Consider the following 14,654-nt stretch of genomic DNA (forward strand, 5'->3'; position numbering starts at 1 on the left):
GTCGGAAGGGAGGATGAAATACAATGAAGGAAAAATTTGCGCGGTGGGATATACTGTTCCTGTTATATCTAAAACGTGATTGGAAAAAAATGATTGTTTGGATTTTAGGAATTGGTTTGTTCTCAGCTGCTTTTGTTCCAGCGTTTGAAGAGATAGCAAAAGGCGAGGGATTTCTGGGGATGTTCGAAACATTGCAAAACCCTGCTATGATAGCTATGGTAGGTCCTACGCCAATTGAATCAGCAACTAGTTATACGTTAGGGGCCATGTATACGCACGAAATGTTACTATTTTGTGGTTTATTTGCGATGATAATGGCGGCTTTACATGTGGTAGGTCATACTCGTAAAGAAGAGGATCTTGGTCTGACTGAGCTTGTACGCTCATTTCAAATAGGTCGCCAAGCAAACTCTCTGGCTGCAATGGTGGAAATTGTTTTCATCAACCTTATATTATCCCTTATTATTGGTGGGGTAATGGTGAGCTTTGGTGCGGATACAATCTCTATTGAAGGTTCCTTTTTATTCGGGGCTTCCATTGGAATGGCTGGTATTATGGGTGCTGGAATTGCACTCGTTATGGCACAAATTATGCCTACTTCTTCCGGAGCAACAGGTTCAACCTTAGGAATAATAGGACTGCTTTATATTATTCGTGCAGGGACGGATGTCTCCAATGTTGACTTATCCATAATTAATCCTTTGGGGTGGACATATTTAACTTATCCCTTTACGGAAAATAACTGGATCCTACTTCTTTTTGTCTTGATTTTCAGTTTAATCATGATGGTCATTGCTTTTACCCTTGAAGGGGCCCGCGATATGGGAGCTGGCTATCTTCCCGAAAGAGATGGTCGAGAAAATGCAAAGAAATCATTGCTGTCAGTTCATGGTTTATTTATCAAGATTAACAAAGGCGTAATGATTAGTTGGTTAATTGCTTTTGTTATTATGGGGGCGGCCTATGGTTCCATTTATGGAGACATGCGGTCCTTCCTTGGAAGTAATGAAATGATGAGGCAAATGTTCACTCAATCAGGCATTTCCATTGAAGAGTCATTCACTGGAACGATTATGATGGTCATGATTGGTTTGGTTTCGATATTACCAATTGCCATTGTGAATAAACTTTTCTCTGAAGAAAGTCGGTTACACTTAAGTCAGCTTTTTGCTACAAAAGTGACCCGTAGCCAACTTTATTGGACCAGTATTGGTCTGGCCATTTTTGCAGGTTTAGTAGGGATTTTATTAGCTGCAGGCGGTCTTGGTGGTACAGCTATCACAGCGGTGGGGGATAAATCAACCATGGATATACTTGATTTTCTTGCTGCTGGCTTCAACTTTTTGCCTTCCGTATTATTCTTTACTGGTTTGGCAGCTTTAGCTCTCGGCTGGGCACCGAAGTTGGGTAAAGTGGTGTATATTTATCTTGCCTACTCCTTTTTGCTTAACTACTTTGGAGGTATAGTAGACTTACCAGAATGGTTTTCAAAAACAGCCATTCAGAGCTGGATACCTCGAATGCCAATGGAAGGTTTTGACGCACCAATCTTTATTACAATCACCATGATTAGCATCGCCATGATGATCATTGGTTATCTTGGTTATAATAGACGGGATATGATTGAAGGAGCCTAATATTGACCAAAAATAAGTGGAGTTTATTCAAGTCCTATTACCAGATCTTATAAAGCAAACGAATATTGATTGTTTAAAAATCAAAAGCCTAATTCTCTTTCAATATAGAAGGAATTAGGCTTTTCATATTTATTCTATAGTGCAGGATAGCGCTAATCTGGGGGAGGGTTAATCTATCACTAACGCTCTTCCGTTAACGAGCGCGCATTTTTAGAGGACGGAACTGCGTGCTTGTACATAAAAGGTGATGATGGCGGGGATTAGAGGTTATAAAAGAACAAGGGATTTTGGGTAGAGTAATTTACTACGGGACAGATTGTGGATTAAGGAAGGTAATTAGATGGTTCATGTTGAAAATATAAGTAATGCCAGAATAACACGCTGAAAATGAATTTTAACCAAAGGGATTAACTGTTAAAGGAGGAATAGAAAATGGATGTAAAGACACTTTTGTTACAACAATGGGCAAGCTGCTTGGATGAAGAAGATTGGTTTCCACCACTTGAAAAAGTGCTAGAGGACATTACTTTTGAACAGGCCATTTGGAAACCAGCTGACGGGGCAATGAATTCTATTTGGGGATTAGTTTGTCATTTACTTTTCTTTGAAAAGAGATTTTTGGTGCGGTTTCTTGGTGAAACAGCGAATGAACCACAGGCAGAAAATAATGATGCCACATTTCGATTACCAACTGAGACGTTAGAAAATTGGAAGAAAACAAAGCAGGAATACTTTTATGTTCATCGTGAACTCGGAAAAATATTAGCAGTATCAGAACATGAAGATTTGTATAGAGAGGTCCCTGGAGAAGATAATTCATTAGTGCTTGAACTGAAGAGTTTAGCAATGCATGACGCATATCATATTGGTCAAATTGTACTCCTCAGTAAAATGCAAGGGGCTTGGCCAGAGAAACGCAGCTTTTAACAAAGTTTTCTTAGCTTTACAGTGAGCCCCTTATATGGGGCTTTTCTATAATAATGCTGAAGAATATCATTCTAAGAGTGAGCTTCCACCAGAGGGCTCGTACGTGGAATAACATATTAATTTATTGGGAGTAAAAGAAGGATTTATCCCGGTGCAACCGTCCGTAAGATTCCCACTTCAAAACATGAAGTGAAATAGTGATGTCTATAGTAGGAGTAAACGGACGCTAACACCCCGATTCGTTCAACTAACAATCAGTGGGTGAAGAAAGAAATTCCCACTGATTGAAGTTTCACTTTATGGAGGCTAAATGGAATTACCTTATATTACACACTTTTTTAAATGGAGGGATGACATTGAATAAATTCGCGTTGTATAACAAGTTTACTGCTGTTGAAGGGAAAAGGGATGCTTTGGCAGAAATGTTGTTGGAGGCAGCGAAGTCGATGGAGGAGTTAGATAATTGTGAGTTATATGTCGTGAGTTTAGATGATGACAATAAGGACTCCATTTATGTTTACGAGGTTTGGAGTGACGAGAATGCCCATCGCGCTTCCTTATCATTGGAAGCATCTCAAACATTAATCCAAAAAGCCAAACCGATAATTGCGGGAGTAGAAAAAATGAATACATCGTCACCCATAGGCGGAAAGGGAATTGCAAGAGCCTAAAAATTAGAGTGAGACACGAAATTCGGAACAAAGTGGCAAGGAGATACAACGTATGCGAATGAGGGCTTTTCAAAGTTCAGATATCAATCAGATGGTTTCTTTATTTTATGAGACAGTACATGCAGTCAACGCTCGAGATTACACAAAGGAACAACTTAATGCCTGGGCACCACAAGATGAGATGGATGCGAAGCTAATAAAATGGAAGGATTCTTTCGTTCGTAACATCACATATATCGCGGAAACCAATGATGAAATTGTTGGGTTTGGTGACATGGCTCATAATGGATACCTTGATCGGCTTTTCGTTCATAAGAATTTTCAAGGACAAGGAATTGCAACGGCGTTAATAAATAAACTTGAGTCTGAAGCAAGAAAAATTGGACTTACGAAAGTGGAAACAGAGGCAAGTATCACAGCAAAACCATTCTTTGAACGCCGCGGGTACCAGGTAATTGAACCCCAAACAGTAGAGCGTAAAGGGATTACGTTAGTTAATTTTAAAATGTCTAAGAGGTTAATATCCGAATAATTTATATAACTACGGCCGCAATTGTAGAGATACAGGTAGCAAATGATCAAACTTTATTTAAAAGCTACGTTTAAGAAGGTAATATTCACACATTCTCTGAATAGTTATGAACAGTAAATAAATCAGGTTTCAAATGTCAAAACCTATCACAGGAGATGATCGGAGATGGAAACACTGGTGAATCAAATTGAATTGAATGGACTAACTTTTCAATATCGCGAGAGTGGGGACCCTTCTGCTCCACCGCTCGTTGCACTTCACGCGTTGGGGAAAAGTGCAGAATCATGGGATCAAGTGGCCGCTGAATTAAAAGGAAAATACCGCGTTTTAGCTTTAGATCAGCGGGGGCATGGTGGGAGTGCGAGAACTGATTCATACTCTTTTGAACTGATGTGCGATGACTTGCTTCATTTTGCAAATGCTATGAATCTAGAACAGTTTACTCTAATTGGTCATTCCATGGGAGGAACAGTATCCTATCTTTTCTCGGAAGCATTTCCATCAAGGGTAGAACGGTTAATTGTTGAAGACACTCCTCCTCCTTTTCCGGATAAGCTAATAGAAATTCCTACCAAACCTTCTGATCCCCTGCCGTTTGATTGGCTGGTTGTGCCTTCGATTCTACAGCAACTTAATGAACCCAATCCCGAATGGTGGGCGCGTCTTACTGACATTATCATGCCGACGCTTATTATAGGCGGTGGATCCAGTCATATTCCTCAAAATAAATTGCATGAGGTATCTGAGCTTATTCCAAAATGTGAACTAGTAACGATAGAGGATGCTGGACACTTTGTGCATGATGATAATTTACCAGCATACTTGACTGCCGTTAAAAGCTTTCTTAATTCATGAATTTCCGAACGCTCTCACTGCATTCTAATTCCTATTAAACAATCTGGCCCGATTGCTGAATTGAAACAATCTAACATACTAAGATAATAACTTTCATCTCACATTTCCGAGACTAAATTTGGACCGAGTAATTCGATCAGCAACAGCCTCGAATAATTGTATCAATCGAGCATGGAGTTCATTTTGCTAAAATTATACCCAATGCTGTATCTAAGCAAACAGCAGGTTCCTAAGCGATAGATACAAATTGGGACAGGAGTGATTTTAATGACTAGAAATACTAAACACGTTATTAGCATAACAAAAAAACATAATCTTATTCTTAAGGAAGAAACCATGCAGTTTAATGAATCCGGGCTAGATTTTCAAGTTGTTTTTGCACAAGATGAAAGTGGAACAGAGTGGGCACTAAGATTGCCTAGGCGTAAAGATGTGATGCCTAGAACAAAGGTAGAAAAACAAGCATTAGATTTGGTGAATCAGTATGTTGAACATTTTCAAGCGCCAAACTGGATTATTTACACAGATGAGCTAATCGCTTACAGGAAGTTAGATGGTGTGCCAGCAGGAACTATCGATCATAATATAGGCAACTATGTTTGGGAAATCGATATTAATAATGTTCCAGAATCGTTTCACAAATCTCTTGGTAGAGTGTTAGCGGAGCTTCATAGCATATCGAGTGACAAAGCCGCAGAACTTGATATAGTAGTACACACACCAGAAGAAGCAAGAGCGTCAATGAAGAAACGTATGGAGGCTGTAAGAGCAAAGTTTGGTGTAGGGGAGATTCTATGGAACAGATGGCAAGCATGGATAAATGAAGATGAGATGTGGCCCAAGAAAACAGGACTGATTCATGGGGATGTACATGCCGGACATACTATGATTGATATAGATGCTAATGTGACTGGATTAATCGACTGGACTGAAGCTAAAGTTACAGATATTTCGAATGACTTCGTGTTCAACTATAAAGCTTTTGGAGAAGAAGGGTTAGAGGCTCTAATTTTTGCTTATAAAGAAGCTGGTGGATATTACTGGCCTAAGATGAAAGAGCATATTATTGAACTTGGGGCAGCATATCCAGTTTCAATTGCTGAGTATGCATTAGTGTCTGGCGTAAAGGAATATGAACAGATGGCAAAGGAAGCGTTGGGATTGATAAGTTCGTAAGTGGTGTGATACTGTCGTTGGTATGATTCTTCGTATCTCTGTTTTGGCAAAGTGTAAAATTGGTTTTCATATACGAGGAGTAAAACGATATTGTGAAGGATTTTACTTATTAAAATACCTTTGGAAAATAGAGAAACATTCTTCTTGAATAGTAACTAAAATCATGAATCGGGCGCTCAGCTTTTCGAACAGCTATCAAGTTTCTCCCTTGGGAGGCTGCTCACTTTGGTATATGGCAATTAATGCTTGCAACTGACTTTTCTGAGATTACCATTCTTGCAATATTATTATATCTAATAATCCCCCTTACTAATAAAAAAGGGAAAAATGTTTATGACTGGATAGCAGGTAAGGAAGTAGTTCGCTGACTATAACTAGTTACGAATTTAGTAATAATTTAGTTGAATTAGTGTAGATGGTCCATAGCCTTTTAGAATATATGAAGATGAATAGGGTGGGTTATTTTAAAAAGGTATTTTACATATAGAGGGGCTGGCAGTCCCATTATGGAGTATCTATTTTTATTTTATTAGCATGGGATATAGCTGGATTTGATTTTGATTTTACTGTTAGCTCCGGATATATCGATGCATAAAACAATTCTGCAATAGGGCGCTTCGTATTCTTGAATAACGAAAAAGCTCAATTTCTCAATTAAAATGCTGAGAAATTGGGCTTTTATCTTATCTATGATATGGAAAGGGGAAATTTTTACTTAATGATTTCGTTATATTCAAGTCCTTCATCAAGGTTAATGATTTTCAGCCTGTTTGTGTCCTTAACAAAAATGCTCTTGAACTGTGGCTGATTGTTGTCGTCTTTTAATAGAATGATCCGTTTGTGAGGGTTGTCCTCTACAACTTCGGAATTAAAATGATCAACATCAGCTACATCATCGAGTGTGTCGTATTCAAGGAAATCATCAATGTTTTCTGTGTCCACTTGAGCTTTTTGGTGATTCATTTCATTGTCATTCTCTGATACCGGTGTTTTGTCTTGATTTGCGTGCAAAGCGTAACCAACACCTACGCTTGTTAGAAGTAGTGCACTTGCTGTTTTAAGTACGAATGTTTTCATGTTTTTTCCTCCTTTGAGTTTCATATACTTTTATCTTAAACACGCCAAGTTAAATACCCATGTGAAGAAGATTAGAATTGGATTAGAAAAAAATGGGTTTGCGACTGAGTGCTTCTGATAATATCTTAAGGAGGAAAAGTTGCATAGTGTTCAAGTGTTATCATGTGCAGTTGGGCTTAACGAGTTTTACTATTCCATACCATCAACAGTAGGAAGTAACCGGTATTCCCAATGTGTTCGACATTCAAATAATTTATAAAACCCTTCTGTTTCATCTTTTGACATATATCCACATTGCTGAGGCGCATTATTAAAAACATCTTGTACTTCATTTTCTAATGCCCGATAGTGACTCACATCTGGCCTAACCCGAATCCAACTTTGGTCCGCATTTTTATCGTACATGGATTTTAAATCATAAATCAGCACACCTTGTGAGCCTTCATCTTTCACTACTCTAATTTCACTTGTACTATTTTTGCCGTTTTCTCCAGCGACTTTCATAAATTCTTCAAGGATATCTTTATTCTTTAGTTCACTATTTTTCAAAACAACATCATTTTCATCTGGCTGATAGTCAGGTAAATCTTCTTCTATTTGTTCGTCTTGTGAATCGGTGTTTTTAGATGATTTCGGTACAACATCCCGTTCATTTAATTGATTTTGCGCTACAAGGACAGCGGACCGAAGGCCGAATACAAATGCAATGGTCTCTCTCTCCTCATCGCTTATATCAATCTCTTCTATTGCTTCTGATGCTTCATTAATTTGTTCTTGGTCTGTTGAATCTTTTATCCTACCCGATCCATCTTCTTTCACTTTTTTAAAATCTCCATCTTGAAACAAATCTCTTACCTTTTCGCTTGCGATGTCCTTCTTATCTGCATCTTCCATGTTACAACCTTGCATAAGCAGCACTCCACATAGAATAATAAATAAGCTGATGATTACTTTTCTTTTTGGTTGGACAGTAGATCCATTCCATTTCGGTGTTTCTTTTGTTCTGTACAATTTATCACCCCTAAAAAAATTAATTAGCGTTCTGCTTGATATGTAAGAAAAGGAGGAGGCGCCAATCCTTAATCCGGAATAGCGCCGAGTTTTACAACTTATGCCCCTAAATCAGATAACCATTTACGAAGTTTCGCTTTAGGATAATATATTTTATTATTTATCGTGACGTGTGGTATGTCTGGATATTCTTGTATCAAGCTCTTCGCATCCTCTTTGGAAATCCCTATAAAGTAATGGACTTCATTCTCCTTGATCAATTCGTGTTCATCGTCATCGCTAAAGATATCACTGAGACTATCTGTAGCATCCGGGTTGTTAAAGTTCTTGAGCCCATTCCCTATAAAATATCCTGCAGCAGCAATACCTAATGCAATCCAAATTGAATCAAATTCCATATTAATCCCCCATATCTAATCCGAATTTATCTAAATAACTAGTAAGACAGTTACAGTATAAAAATAACGAGTAAGAGACCTAATGATGTGATAACAAATGAGTAACTGATTTTAAGCTCATTGGATATAGTATTCTTTTTTACTTTATGTATAAATGCTAAAACAGTCATATTGATTACAAATAACATGTAATACATTACTGCATAAATAAGCCATCGATTGCCCTGTGTTACTTCACTTAGTGGACCTGTCAAAAACAAAATCATAACAATAACCAAAGAGATAAAAAAGATTACCGGCATAACTACATACATTTTATCCCATAATCGGTGCTTTAGGAATGTGTCACTTTTTTTCATTTGAAAGTACATGAAAAGACTCAGTAGACCAATTGTGATAACTAAAAACAAAGCTGTCATCATCGGCTGTATATTTAGTCCAGCTGTTGAAGAAGCGGGTACGCCTGTATCTTTCTTAAATATATCTGCTATAAAACCTAGAAAGACCAGTAGCGCAATTATAATACCTTGAAATAACATCCAACGTGAGAAAATTATAAACCTTCACTCCCTGCATTATTCAATTTAATAACCTAATACTATTTTAACTCTTCTGTATTTTGTTCTCCACCAGACTCCTGGTTTTTCTCATTAATATCAGCATTTAGGCTTTGCCACAAGCTGAGTTATTACTTAAATCAATAGCAATTAAAAATGCGCCAATAATCATTAAAACGATGCTTAAAATATACGGAACCCAGCCAGCGATTTCAGACAAAACAGTAGCAATCAGACCGGGTGGGTCTCCCCAACCTCCCAAACTAGGTATGTATAAAGCGATTGCGAGATGCATGATACCGAATAAAACGGTACCCGACATAAATAAAACATATCCTAAATTTCTTAATTTTTTTCTCATATCCCAACCTCACCATCATTAATAATTATCCTATTAACTGGACTCTTTTCCGAGCTCTATTCCGGTTAAACGCCTGATTTTAGCATGACTAGCATAATCATACATTTGAAGCAATCAAGACTTTTTGCTAATATCCTCTAGTAAACGAATGATTCTTTGGTTTTGTCTAGTGCTTAACTCGCTGTTCTTTTTAATTTGATATATCCATACTAAAAAGAAGATGACAGCGAGCGGTATTGCGATATTCATAAATAAAAGTGCAATTGCTGTAAAGAATTCCAAGTTCTTCTCTCCTTTCCGACTTTTAATGATAGTTTTTCAATTAACACGCCCGACAGTTTAGTCCGTTTTTCAGTCACTATCTAAATCATTATCGAGGAATGAGTTCTTTTCCTCTTTAACATCGTAATTCTTCTCGATAAATTGACCAACGAGAGACTTGTTAATTCCATCTTTTACTGCAGTATAAATCACAAAATATAGAATAACTAAACCTATAATCCAGAACACGATAGTACCAATAAATGAACCTTCCATAATTTATCCCTCCAATCCCTATTAAGTAAAATGGCTCGATTTTAAAGATTGCTCTTATTCAAATGGCGCCTGATTAGTGGATAATAATACTGATATGAGAGTAATCGCTTATTTTACAACCACGCGGTTAATATTTTCTTACTTCATTTTTCTTAATAACCCCAACACATAACAGAATAAGTCCTGCGATAAATATCAAAGGGAATATATAGAACATCAGCATTGTTGCCCAAGGGTTTCTCACGATTAAAGAGTAGGTTAGACCAATCGAATAAGCTAACGGTAAAGAAATTGGTACCATGAGAAAAATTCCCCATATCTTGAATTTGCTTTTCTTTGATCTACTCATATTGAAAATATAAGCAATAGGTAAACTTATCAGGGTAATGAAGTAACCCAAATACAACGGGGAAATCATAATATCCTGTTTTGGAAACGGACTTTCAGAACCATAGATAAATGAGGCAAATCTCAACCAGGGCACTAAGAAAAACAACAGCAAAACAAAAAGGGTGCACAATAAAACTACTTTTAACTTCTTGTTCATAAAAACAACTACCTTCCCTTGAGAAAAGATCTTATTTATATGTAACATATGTACCGGCAATAAGATCATGAACAGAACGATTATCCTCGCGCATTCCTACCATAAAAGCACTTATAATAAAACAGGTTCCAAAAGATAATAAATAAATTAAATTGCCGACAATCGTTCTAATGAGCATCGTTATTAGTGTCACCTTCTCTCCATTGGTTTTCATAATGCGGATATGATAGAAATGTTTCCCTACTGTACGCCCCTGCCATATTAAGGGTAAGAGGATGGAGTATAAAACACCTAGATAATCTGTGATAAAGTGTTGTTCAGACGCAAAAAACTGTCCATAAAATAGTAAGCTTAATAAGCCAATACCAATGGTACAGATAATAAAGTCAATAAATAATGCTATAAATCTAACTTGAAAACCGGCTGTTTTTACCATTTGTCAGGAGCTCTTTAAAACTCTAAAGTTCCTATTAATGGTAACATTTTCTAACTCGAAAAAACATCGTTAACAGAAAAGTAAATATAAGCAAACTTTTACAAAAAAATGAGTAGAGCTTTCTTGCTGAACCCTTTTTACTGAAAAAAGAGTAGGGAGAAATGTACACAGTTATTTGCAACGGTGTTTTAAATGATAGTTATGGTGTAAAATGGATTTATAATGTACTTATCCACTTGGAGGGATTACATGTTTAAGAATCCATTTAAGAAGAAAAAAGAGCTAGACGAACTATCGTCTTCTAATATTGAGGAAACCAACGAAATTGAAATAGAAGAAGAACTAGTAGATGATTTAAAGGACGAAGCTGAAAAGATGGATGCTGAAGATATAACCCAACACGAAGAGCATTTTTCAGAGGAGAGATTTTGGAAGAAGGTACAGAAGTTTTCTAAGAAAGCTGGAACTTCAGTAGTTTATGCTGTGCTATTACTTTACTACACACTTCAGAAGCCAGATGTTCCAATGAAAGTGAAAGCAACCATTGTAGGGGCTTTAGGTTACTTTATCTTACCACTCGATGTGATTCCAGACTTTGCCATTGGTGCAGGATATGCTGATGACTTAAGTGTGGTACTCTTCGCTTTAATTCAGGTTGCTATATATGTGGATGATGCAACAAAATTGAAAGCCAAAAATAAATTAAAAGATTTATTTGGCGAGAATGTAGATACATCAGAGATTGATAGTAAATTAGGTAGAGCGTAATAGGATGAGTCTGTTTCCGAGTTTTGGGGAGCGGGCTTTTTTAGTTGCACGTTAGGTAAGCATAAAATTTCAGCAAGGAAGCAAAGTCGACGTAGTGGAAATTTTGAAGTTCCAAGTATAAGAAAAACTTCCTCATTCGCTAAAGGGCAAGCGAATGCGAGTTTTTCTAAGGATTATAGTCAGAACGTCAACATGAGAAGTGTATATAAGTAGTTAGATCAAGCAACCATATAGTTGCCTATTCTTGACATGCAACTATAAGGTTGCTTATACTAGGGACATGAATTGGGACAAAGATGTGGTATTCAAAGCACTTAGTGACGCTACACGGAGACTTATATTAGACGAGTTAGCCGAGCGCAATGAGTTAACGTTGTATGAACTGACAACACGACTAATCATGAAGCATGACCTTTCCATCTCACGACAAGCGATAGCCAAGCACCTTGCAGTACTCGAGGATGCTGCGCTCGTTGAATCGAAAAGAAAGGGGAAATATCGAGTACTTATTTTCAACAACGCACCACTTAAAGACCTGCTGAAAGGCTGGGTAGAGTAGAACGTTTTAGGAACCAACAAAATAAGGGAGGAACCCATTTTGAGAATTATTGTGAATAGTATATTTGTAGAAGACCAGGATAAGGCGTTAGAATTTTATTCCGAAACGTTAGGATTTGTAAAAAAACACGACGTTCCAACAGGAGAACATAGATGGATTACACTGGTATCTCAAGATGACCAAGACGGAACAGAGCTTTTACTTGAGCCGAATGAACACCCGGCCGCAAAGGATTATCAACAGCGGTTATTTGCTGAAGGTATTCCTGTAACCATGTTTGGGGTTGCAGATATCCATGAAGAGTATAAAAAATTAGTGGAAAAAGGCGTGCAGTTTACGATGGAACCGACAGAAATGGGAAATGTCACGATCGCTGTTTTCGATGATACATGCGGGAACTTGATCCAGATCATCCAGCAGTAATATACACATACAGACGAAACTTACTTGAAAAATGAGGTGAGATATTATGGATAGTCAAATGGAATTGGAATTCGAAAAATCGAAATCAAGCGATAAAGAGGAACGTTTTGAAGCATATCAAACCATTTTAGAGGCTACAGACCAAAAAGTTGATTGGGCATATGAAGTATGGGATCAACTTTTAGAGGACTTAACCCATAAAGATAATCATCAACGCTCTCGTGCAGCACAATATCTAGCCAACCTAGCTAAAAGCGATCCAGAGATGAGAATGATGGAAGATTTTCCTATGTTATGGGAGGTAACGAAGGATGAAAAGTTCGTGACAGCCAGACATAGCCTTCAATCCATATGGAAGGTCGGCATTGCTGGAACACCGCAAAGAGAAATGGTAATGGAATATATGGTGGAACGTTTTAAAGGAACAGATGAAAAAAATTATACGTTAATTCGAAATGACATTCTGCAAAACATGCGTAATTTATATGACCATTATAATGAGGAGTCTATTAAACAGACAGCTTTAGATTTGATTGAAACGGTTGAAGACAAAAAGTACAAGAAGAAATATATGGGGATATGGAAGTAGTAAAACCATAGCAAGGAGTTTGCTGGAGATGAGGTGTCTTCAGCCTTTTTGTTTGAAAAAGTTATACAAAAGGCGCTTTCTTATTAAAGAAGAGCGCCTGATTGCATTCTTTTTATAAATTTTTTAACATGGAATACTTTTGATACGCTTTGTAGTAACTACTACCCAAAACGATGGCCATAAGAGCGGGAAGCAACTTCAAAAGGACAAATGGCGTTTCAAATAACAGTGCTTTCCAAAATAATGAACCTTCCATACTCCAAAGTCCATCATGGTATAAAGTCGAATCGCTATAGAGCATAAATGAATAGGCCAAACACATCATACCCAACCATAATGAATAATTCATTAATCTTTTGTAATAGCTAGCCCTAGATTGGCGATCCGAAAAGATTTCATTCTGGCCATCGTCTTCTTTTTGCCAACGTTGTATTCCACTAAGCCGTGAGCCCCTTATATGGGTCCAACCGAAATCTTCATATATTCCTTTGTACTCCGCGAACTTTTGTTTAGATAAGTAATCTTGATAATCAAGTCGCATAACATATTGCTTATCTGTTTTTTCAAAGGTGTAGATGCCTAATCCACTAATACTGGTACAGCGATAGCCTTTTTGTAATTGTTCTTCTAACCATTGCTCTTCTTTCTCAATGTTAAAGAATACTTTAAACCTCTTCATTTGCTTCACTTCCTTCATACAAAGATAAAATATGCAAAAGCCTTTCTTGTTCCATTTTCAAAACGGCGCTGCCTTCTGTCGTGATCCTATACGTTTTTTTTCGTCCTGAATTTTCCACAGGTTCAATCCAACCATGTTTATTCAAGTTTTCAATCGCTCCGTATAATGTACCAGCCGCTAAAATAACGGTACCATTACTCATTTTTTCTATCTTCTGCATTACTGCATAGCCGTGAAGTGGCTCGCGTAGAGCTAATAAAATATAATGCATGGTTTCAGACAACGGCAATAATTTATGTTTCATACTCGCACCTACTATTCAGTTTAACTATACATTTCAACTTAGTAATAATGTAATACAGTTCAACTGAATAGTCAACAGTTAATTAAATTAAAAACCTATCGTTAGATTTTCCTGCCAGTAGAGTTTTTGAGAATATCAGAAGGATTGCAGGAAATCATGTGCAATAAATAGAAATACTTACTTAACAAACTGGTGTTTTTATATCCAATTAAATTAAGGAGAGATAATGATGAGTAAATCATTTATAGATCAAGTACATTATATTCGAATCCCTGTTAGAGATTTAAAGCAGTCTGCAAACTGGTATAGCGATGTATTGGGGCTTCAGTTGTTATCCATAACGGAGGATCCATATGCGATTATAAAAGTAAACGAAGGGCCTTTTTTACTTATCTTAGTTCCTACTGAAGATGAAACATTTGCACATTTTACGATTAATAATGAATCAGCATTTAGCATTGGCTTTACAAGCCCAAATTTATCTGGTTTTCATCAACACCTTATTGATCATGGGGTAAAAGTTGAGGATATAATAGAAGATAACGAACATGCTTATTTCCACTTTTTTGATCCAAATGGTAATAAACTTCAAGTACACTGGTAAGATGAG

Annotated in this window: 22 protein-coding genes; 11 read left to right on the top strand and 11 right to left on the bottom strand. The window is 37.0% G+C overall.

Annotated features, from left to right (window positions below):
- Positions 1-23 precede the first annotated feature (23 nt).
- The 6 genes from ACTWPF_RS04210 (at position 24) to ACTWPF_RS04235 (ending at position 5,798) form a co-directional block, all read left to right on the top strand.
- Positions 24-1,637 carry an ABC transporter permease gene (locus tag ACTWPF_RS04210; RefSeq protein ID WP_443148401.1) on the top strand — a complete coding sequence of 538 codons (1,614 nt, stop codon included), beginning with the start codon at positions 24-26 and terminating at the stop codon, positions 1,635-1,637.
- Positions 1,638-2,069: 432 nt separating this feature from the next.
- Positions 2,070-2,564: a DinB family protein gene (locus tag ACTWPF_RS04215; protein WP_238018260.1), complete on the top strand. Its 495-nt coding sequence runs from the start codon at positions 2,070-2,072 to the stop codon at positions 2,562-2,564.
- Positions 2,565-2,920: 356 nt separating this feature from the next.
- A complete protein-coding gene (locus ACTWPF_RS04220; RefSeq protein WP_443148402.1) occupies positions 2,921-3,235 on the top strand; it encodes a putative quinol monooxygenase in 315 nt (104 codons plus the stop codon).
- 52 nt (positions 3,236-3,287) lie between these two features.
- A complete protein-coding gene (locus ACTWPF_RS04225; RefSeq protein WP_443148403.1) occupies positions 3,288-3,767 on the top strand; it encodes a GNAT family N-acetyltransferase in 480 nt (159 codons plus the stop codon).
- Between the two features lie 165 nt (positions 3,768-3,932).
- Complete coding sequence (locus tag ACTWPF_RS04230; RefSeq protein ID WP_443148404.1) at positions 3,933-4,622, top strand: alpha/beta fold hydrolase; 690 nt, start codon at positions 3,933-3,935, stop codon at positions 4,620-4,622.
- Positions 4,623-4,889: 267 nt separating this feature from the next.
- Positions 4,890-5,798: an Mph(B) family macrolide 2'-phosphotransferase gene (locus ACTWPF_RS04235; RefSeq protein ID WP_443148405.1), complete on the top strand. Its 909-nt coding sequence runs from the start codon at positions 4,890-4,892 to the stop codon at positions 5,796-5,798.
- 711 nt (positions 5,799-6,509) lie between these two features.
- On the opposite strand, the gene ACTWPF_RS04240 is transcribed toward ACTWPF_RS04235, so the two are convergent.
- From ACTWPF_RS04240 to ACTWPF_RS04280, 9 genes are all read right to left on the bottom strand, one after another.
- Positions 6,510-6,875: a hypothetical protein gene (locus ACTWPF_RS04240; RefSeq protein WP_443148406.1), complete on the bottom strand. Its 366-nt coding sequence runs from the start codon at positions 6,873-6,875 to the stop codon at positions 6,510-6,512.
- Positions 6,876-7,064: 189 nt separating this feature from the next.
- A complete protein-coding gene (locus tag ACTWPF_RS04245) occupies positions 7,065-7,886 on the bottom strand; it encodes a hypothetical protein (protein ID WP_443148407.1) in 822 nt (273 codons plus the stop codon).
- Between the two features lie 98 nt (positions 7,887-7,984).
- A complete protein-coding gene (locus ACTWPF_RS04250; protein WP_443148408.1) occupies positions 7,985-8,284 on the bottom strand; it encodes a DNA-binding protein in 300 nt (99 codons plus the stop codon).
- A 50-nt stretch (positions 8,285-8,334) separates the two neighbouring features.
- Positions 8,335-8,823, bottom strand: a complete 489-nt coding sequence (locus ACTWPF_RS04255) for a hypothetical protein (RefSeq protein WP_443148409.1) — start codon at positions 8,821-8,823, stop codon at positions 8,335-8,337.
- Positions 8,824-8,947: 124 nt separating this feature from the next.
- Positions 8,948-9,202, bottom strand: a complete 255-nt coding sequence (locus tag ACTWPF_RS04260; RefSeq protein ID WP_443148410.1) for a hypothetical protein — start codon at positions 9,200-9,202, stop codon at positions 8,948-8,950.
- 114 nt (positions 9,203-9,316) lie between these two features.
- Complete coding sequence (locus ACTWPF_RS04265; RefSeq protein ID WP_379552638.1) at positions 9,317-9,484, bottom strand: hypothetical protein; 168 nt, start codon at positions 9,482-9,484, stop codon at positions 9,317-9,319.
- 69 nt (positions 9,485-9,553) lie between these two features.
- Entirely contained in the window at positions 9,554-9,739 is a 186-nt protein-coding gene (locus tag ACTWPF_RS04270; RefSeq protein ID WP_443148411.1) for a hypothetical protein, read from the bottom strand.
- A gap of 127 nt (positions 9,740-9,866) precedes the next feature.
- Positions 9,867-10,286 (bottom strand): hypothetical protein, encoded by a 420-nt coding sequence (locus ACTWPF_RS04275; protein ID WP_443148412.1) that lies wholly within the window; start codon positions 10,284-10,286, stop codon positions 9,867-9,869.
- 31 nt (positions 10,287-10,317) lie between these two features.
- On the bottom strand, positions 10,318-10,722 hold the full coding sequence (locus tag ACTWPF_RS04280) for an RDD family protein (RefSeq protein WP_443148413.1): 405 nt from the start codon (positions 10,720-10,722) through the stop codon (positions 10,318-10,320).
- A gap of 249 nt (positions 10,723-10,971) precedes the next feature.
- Between ACTWPF_RS04280 and ACTWPF_RS04285 the strand changes: the two genes are divergently transcribed.
- The 4 genes from ACTWPF_RS04285 to ACTWPF_RS04300 all read left to right on the top strand — a co-directional run bounded on the left by ACTWPF_RS04285 (position 10,972) and on the right by ACTWPF_RS04300 (position 13,061).
- Positions 10,972-11,490: a YkvA family protein gene (locus ACTWPF_RS04285; RefSeq protein WP_443148414.1), complete on the top strand. Its 519-nt coding sequence runs from the start codon at positions 10,972-10,974 to the stop codon at positions 11,488-11,490.
- A 280-nt stretch (positions 11,491-11,770) separates the two neighbouring features.
- Positions 11,771-12,049, top strand: coding sequence for an ArsR/SmtB family transcription factor (locus ACTWPF_RS04290; RefSeq protein ID WP_036575890.1), 279 nt, complete (start codon positions 11,771-11,773; stop codon positions 12,047-12,049).
- Between the two features lie 39 nt (positions 12,050-12,088).
- Positions 12,089-12,472 carry a VOC family protein gene (locus ACTWPF_RS04295; protein WP_443148415.1) on the top strand — a complete coding sequence of 128 codons (384 nt, stop codon included), beginning with the start codon at positions 12,089-12,091 and terminating at the stop codon, positions 12,470-12,472.
- Positions 12,473-12,518: 46 nt separating this feature from the next.
- Positions 12,519-13,061 (top strand): hypothetical protein, encoded by a 543-nt coding sequence (locus ACTWPF_RS04300; RefSeq protein WP_443148416.1) that lies wholly within the window; start codon positions 12,519-12,521, stop codon positions 13,059-13,061.
- Between the two features lie 112 nt (positions 13,062-13,173).
- Here ACTWPF_RS04300 and ACTWPF_RS04305 read toward each other — a convergent pair whose 3' ends face one another.
- Positions 13,174-13,740: a DUF2812 domain-containing protein gene (locus tag ACTWPF_RS04305; RefSeq protein ID WP_443148417.1), complete on the bottom strand. Its 567-nt coding sequence runs from the start codon at positions 13,738-13,740 to the stop codon at positions 13,174-13,176.
- Positions 13,727-14,044 carry a PadR family transcriptional regulator gene (locus ACTWPF_RS04310; RefSeq protein ID WP_443148418.1) on the bottom strand — a complete coding sequence of 106 codons (318 nt, stop codon included), beginning with the start codon at positions 14,042-14,044 and terminating at the stop codon, positions 13,727-13,729. The genes ACTWPF_RS04305 and ACTWPF_RS04310 overlap by 14 nt, the downstream gene beginning before the upstream one ends.
- A 229-nt stretch (positions 14,045-14,273) precedes the next feature.
- Between ACTWPF_RS04310 and ACTWPF_RS04315 the strand changes: the two genes are divergently transcribed.
- Positions 14,274-14,648, top strand: coding sequence for a VOC family protein (locus tag ACTWPF_RS04315; RefSeq protein WP_443148419.1), 375 nt, complete (start codon positions 14,274-14,276; stop codon positions 14,646-14,648).
- Positions 14,649-14,654: the final 6 nt, after the last annotated feature.

Origin of the sequence: Oceanobacillus sp. M65 (genome assembly GCF_052246275.1) — a bacterium.
GTDB classification, from domain to species: Bacteria; Bacillota; Bacilli; order Bacillales; family Amphibacillaceae; genus Oceanobacillus_B; species Oceanobacillus_B jordanicus.

Excerpts from the sequence above, each read along its gene's own strand:
- ACTWPF_RS04210 (WP_443148401.1), top strand. The coding sequence starts at position 24 with ATGAAGGAAAAATTTGCGCGGTGGGATATACTGTTCCTGTTATATCTA.
- ACTWPF_RS04215 (WP_238018260.1), top strand. The coding sequence starts at position 2,070 with ATGGATGTAAAGACACTTTTGTTACAACAATGGGCAAGCTGCTTGGAT.
- ACTWPF_RS04225 (WP_443148403.1), top strand. The coding sequence starts at position 3,288 with ATGCGAATGAGGGCTTTTCAAAGTTCAGATATCAATCAGATGGTTTCT.
- ACTWPF_RS04230 (WP_443148404.1), top strand. The coding sequence starts at position 3,933 with ATGGAAACACTGGTGAATCAAATTGAATTGAATGGACTAACTTTTCAA.
- ACTWPF_RS04235 (WP_443148405.1), top strand. The coding sequence starts at position 4,890 with ATGACTAGAAATACTAAACACGTTATTAGCATAACAAAAAAACATAAT.
- ACTWPF_RS04240 (WP_443148406.1), bottom strand. The coding sequence starts at position 6,875 with ATGAAAACATTCGTACTTAAAACAGCAAGTGCACTACTTCTAACAAGC.
- ACTWPF_RS04250 (WP_443148408.1), bottom strand. The coding sequence starts at position 8,284 with ATGGAATTTGATTCAATTTGGATTGCATTAGGTATTGCTGCTGCAGGA.
- ACTWPF_RS04255 (WP_443148409.1), bottom strand. The coding sequence starts at position 8,823 with ATGTTATTTCAAGGTATTATAATTGCGCTACTGGTCTTTCTAGGTTTT.
- ACTWPF_RS04260 (WP_443148410.1), bottom strand. The coding sequence starts at position 9,202 with ATGAGAAAAAAATTAAGAAATTTAGGATATGTTTTATTTATGTCGGGT.
- ACTWPF_RS04270 (WP_443148411.1), bottom strand. The coding sequence starts at position 9,739 with ATGGAAGGTTCATTTATTGGTACTATCGTGTTCTGGATTATAGGTTTA.
- ACTWPF_RS04275 (WP_443148412.1), bottom strand. The coding sequence starts at position 10,286 with ATGAACAAGAAGTTAAAAGTAGTTTTATTGTGCACCCTTTTTGTTTTG.
- ACTWPF_RS04280 (WP_443148413.1), bottom strand. The coding sequence starts at position 10,722 with ATGGTAAAAACAGCCGGTTTTCAAGTTAGATTTATAGCATTATTTATT.
- ACTWPF_RS04285 (WP_443148414.1), top strand. The coding sequence starts at position 10,972 with ATGTTTAAGAATCCATTTAAGAAGAAAAAAGAGCTAGACGAACTATCG.
- ACTWPF_RS04290 (WP_036575890.1), top strand. The coding sequence starts at position 11,771 with ATGAATTGGGACAAAGATGTGGTATTCAAAGCACTTAGTGACGCTACA.
- ACTWPF_RS04300 (WP_443148416.1), top strand. The coding sequence starts at position 12,519 with ATGGATAGTCAAATGGAATTGGAATTCGAAAAATCGAAATCAAGCGAT.
- ACTWPF_RS04305 (WP_443148417.1), bottom strand. The coding sequence starts at position 13,740 with ATGAAGAGGTTTAAAGTATTCTTTAACATTGAGAAAGAAGAGCAATGG.
- ACTWPF_RS04310 (WP_443148418.1), bottom strand. The coding sequence starts at position 14,044 with ATGAAACATAAATTATTGCCGTTGTCTGAAACCATGCATTATATTTTA.
- ACTWPF_RS04315 (WP_443148419.1), top strand. The coding sequence starts at position 14,274 with ATGAGTAAATCATTTATAGATCAAGTACATTATATTCGAATCCCTGTT.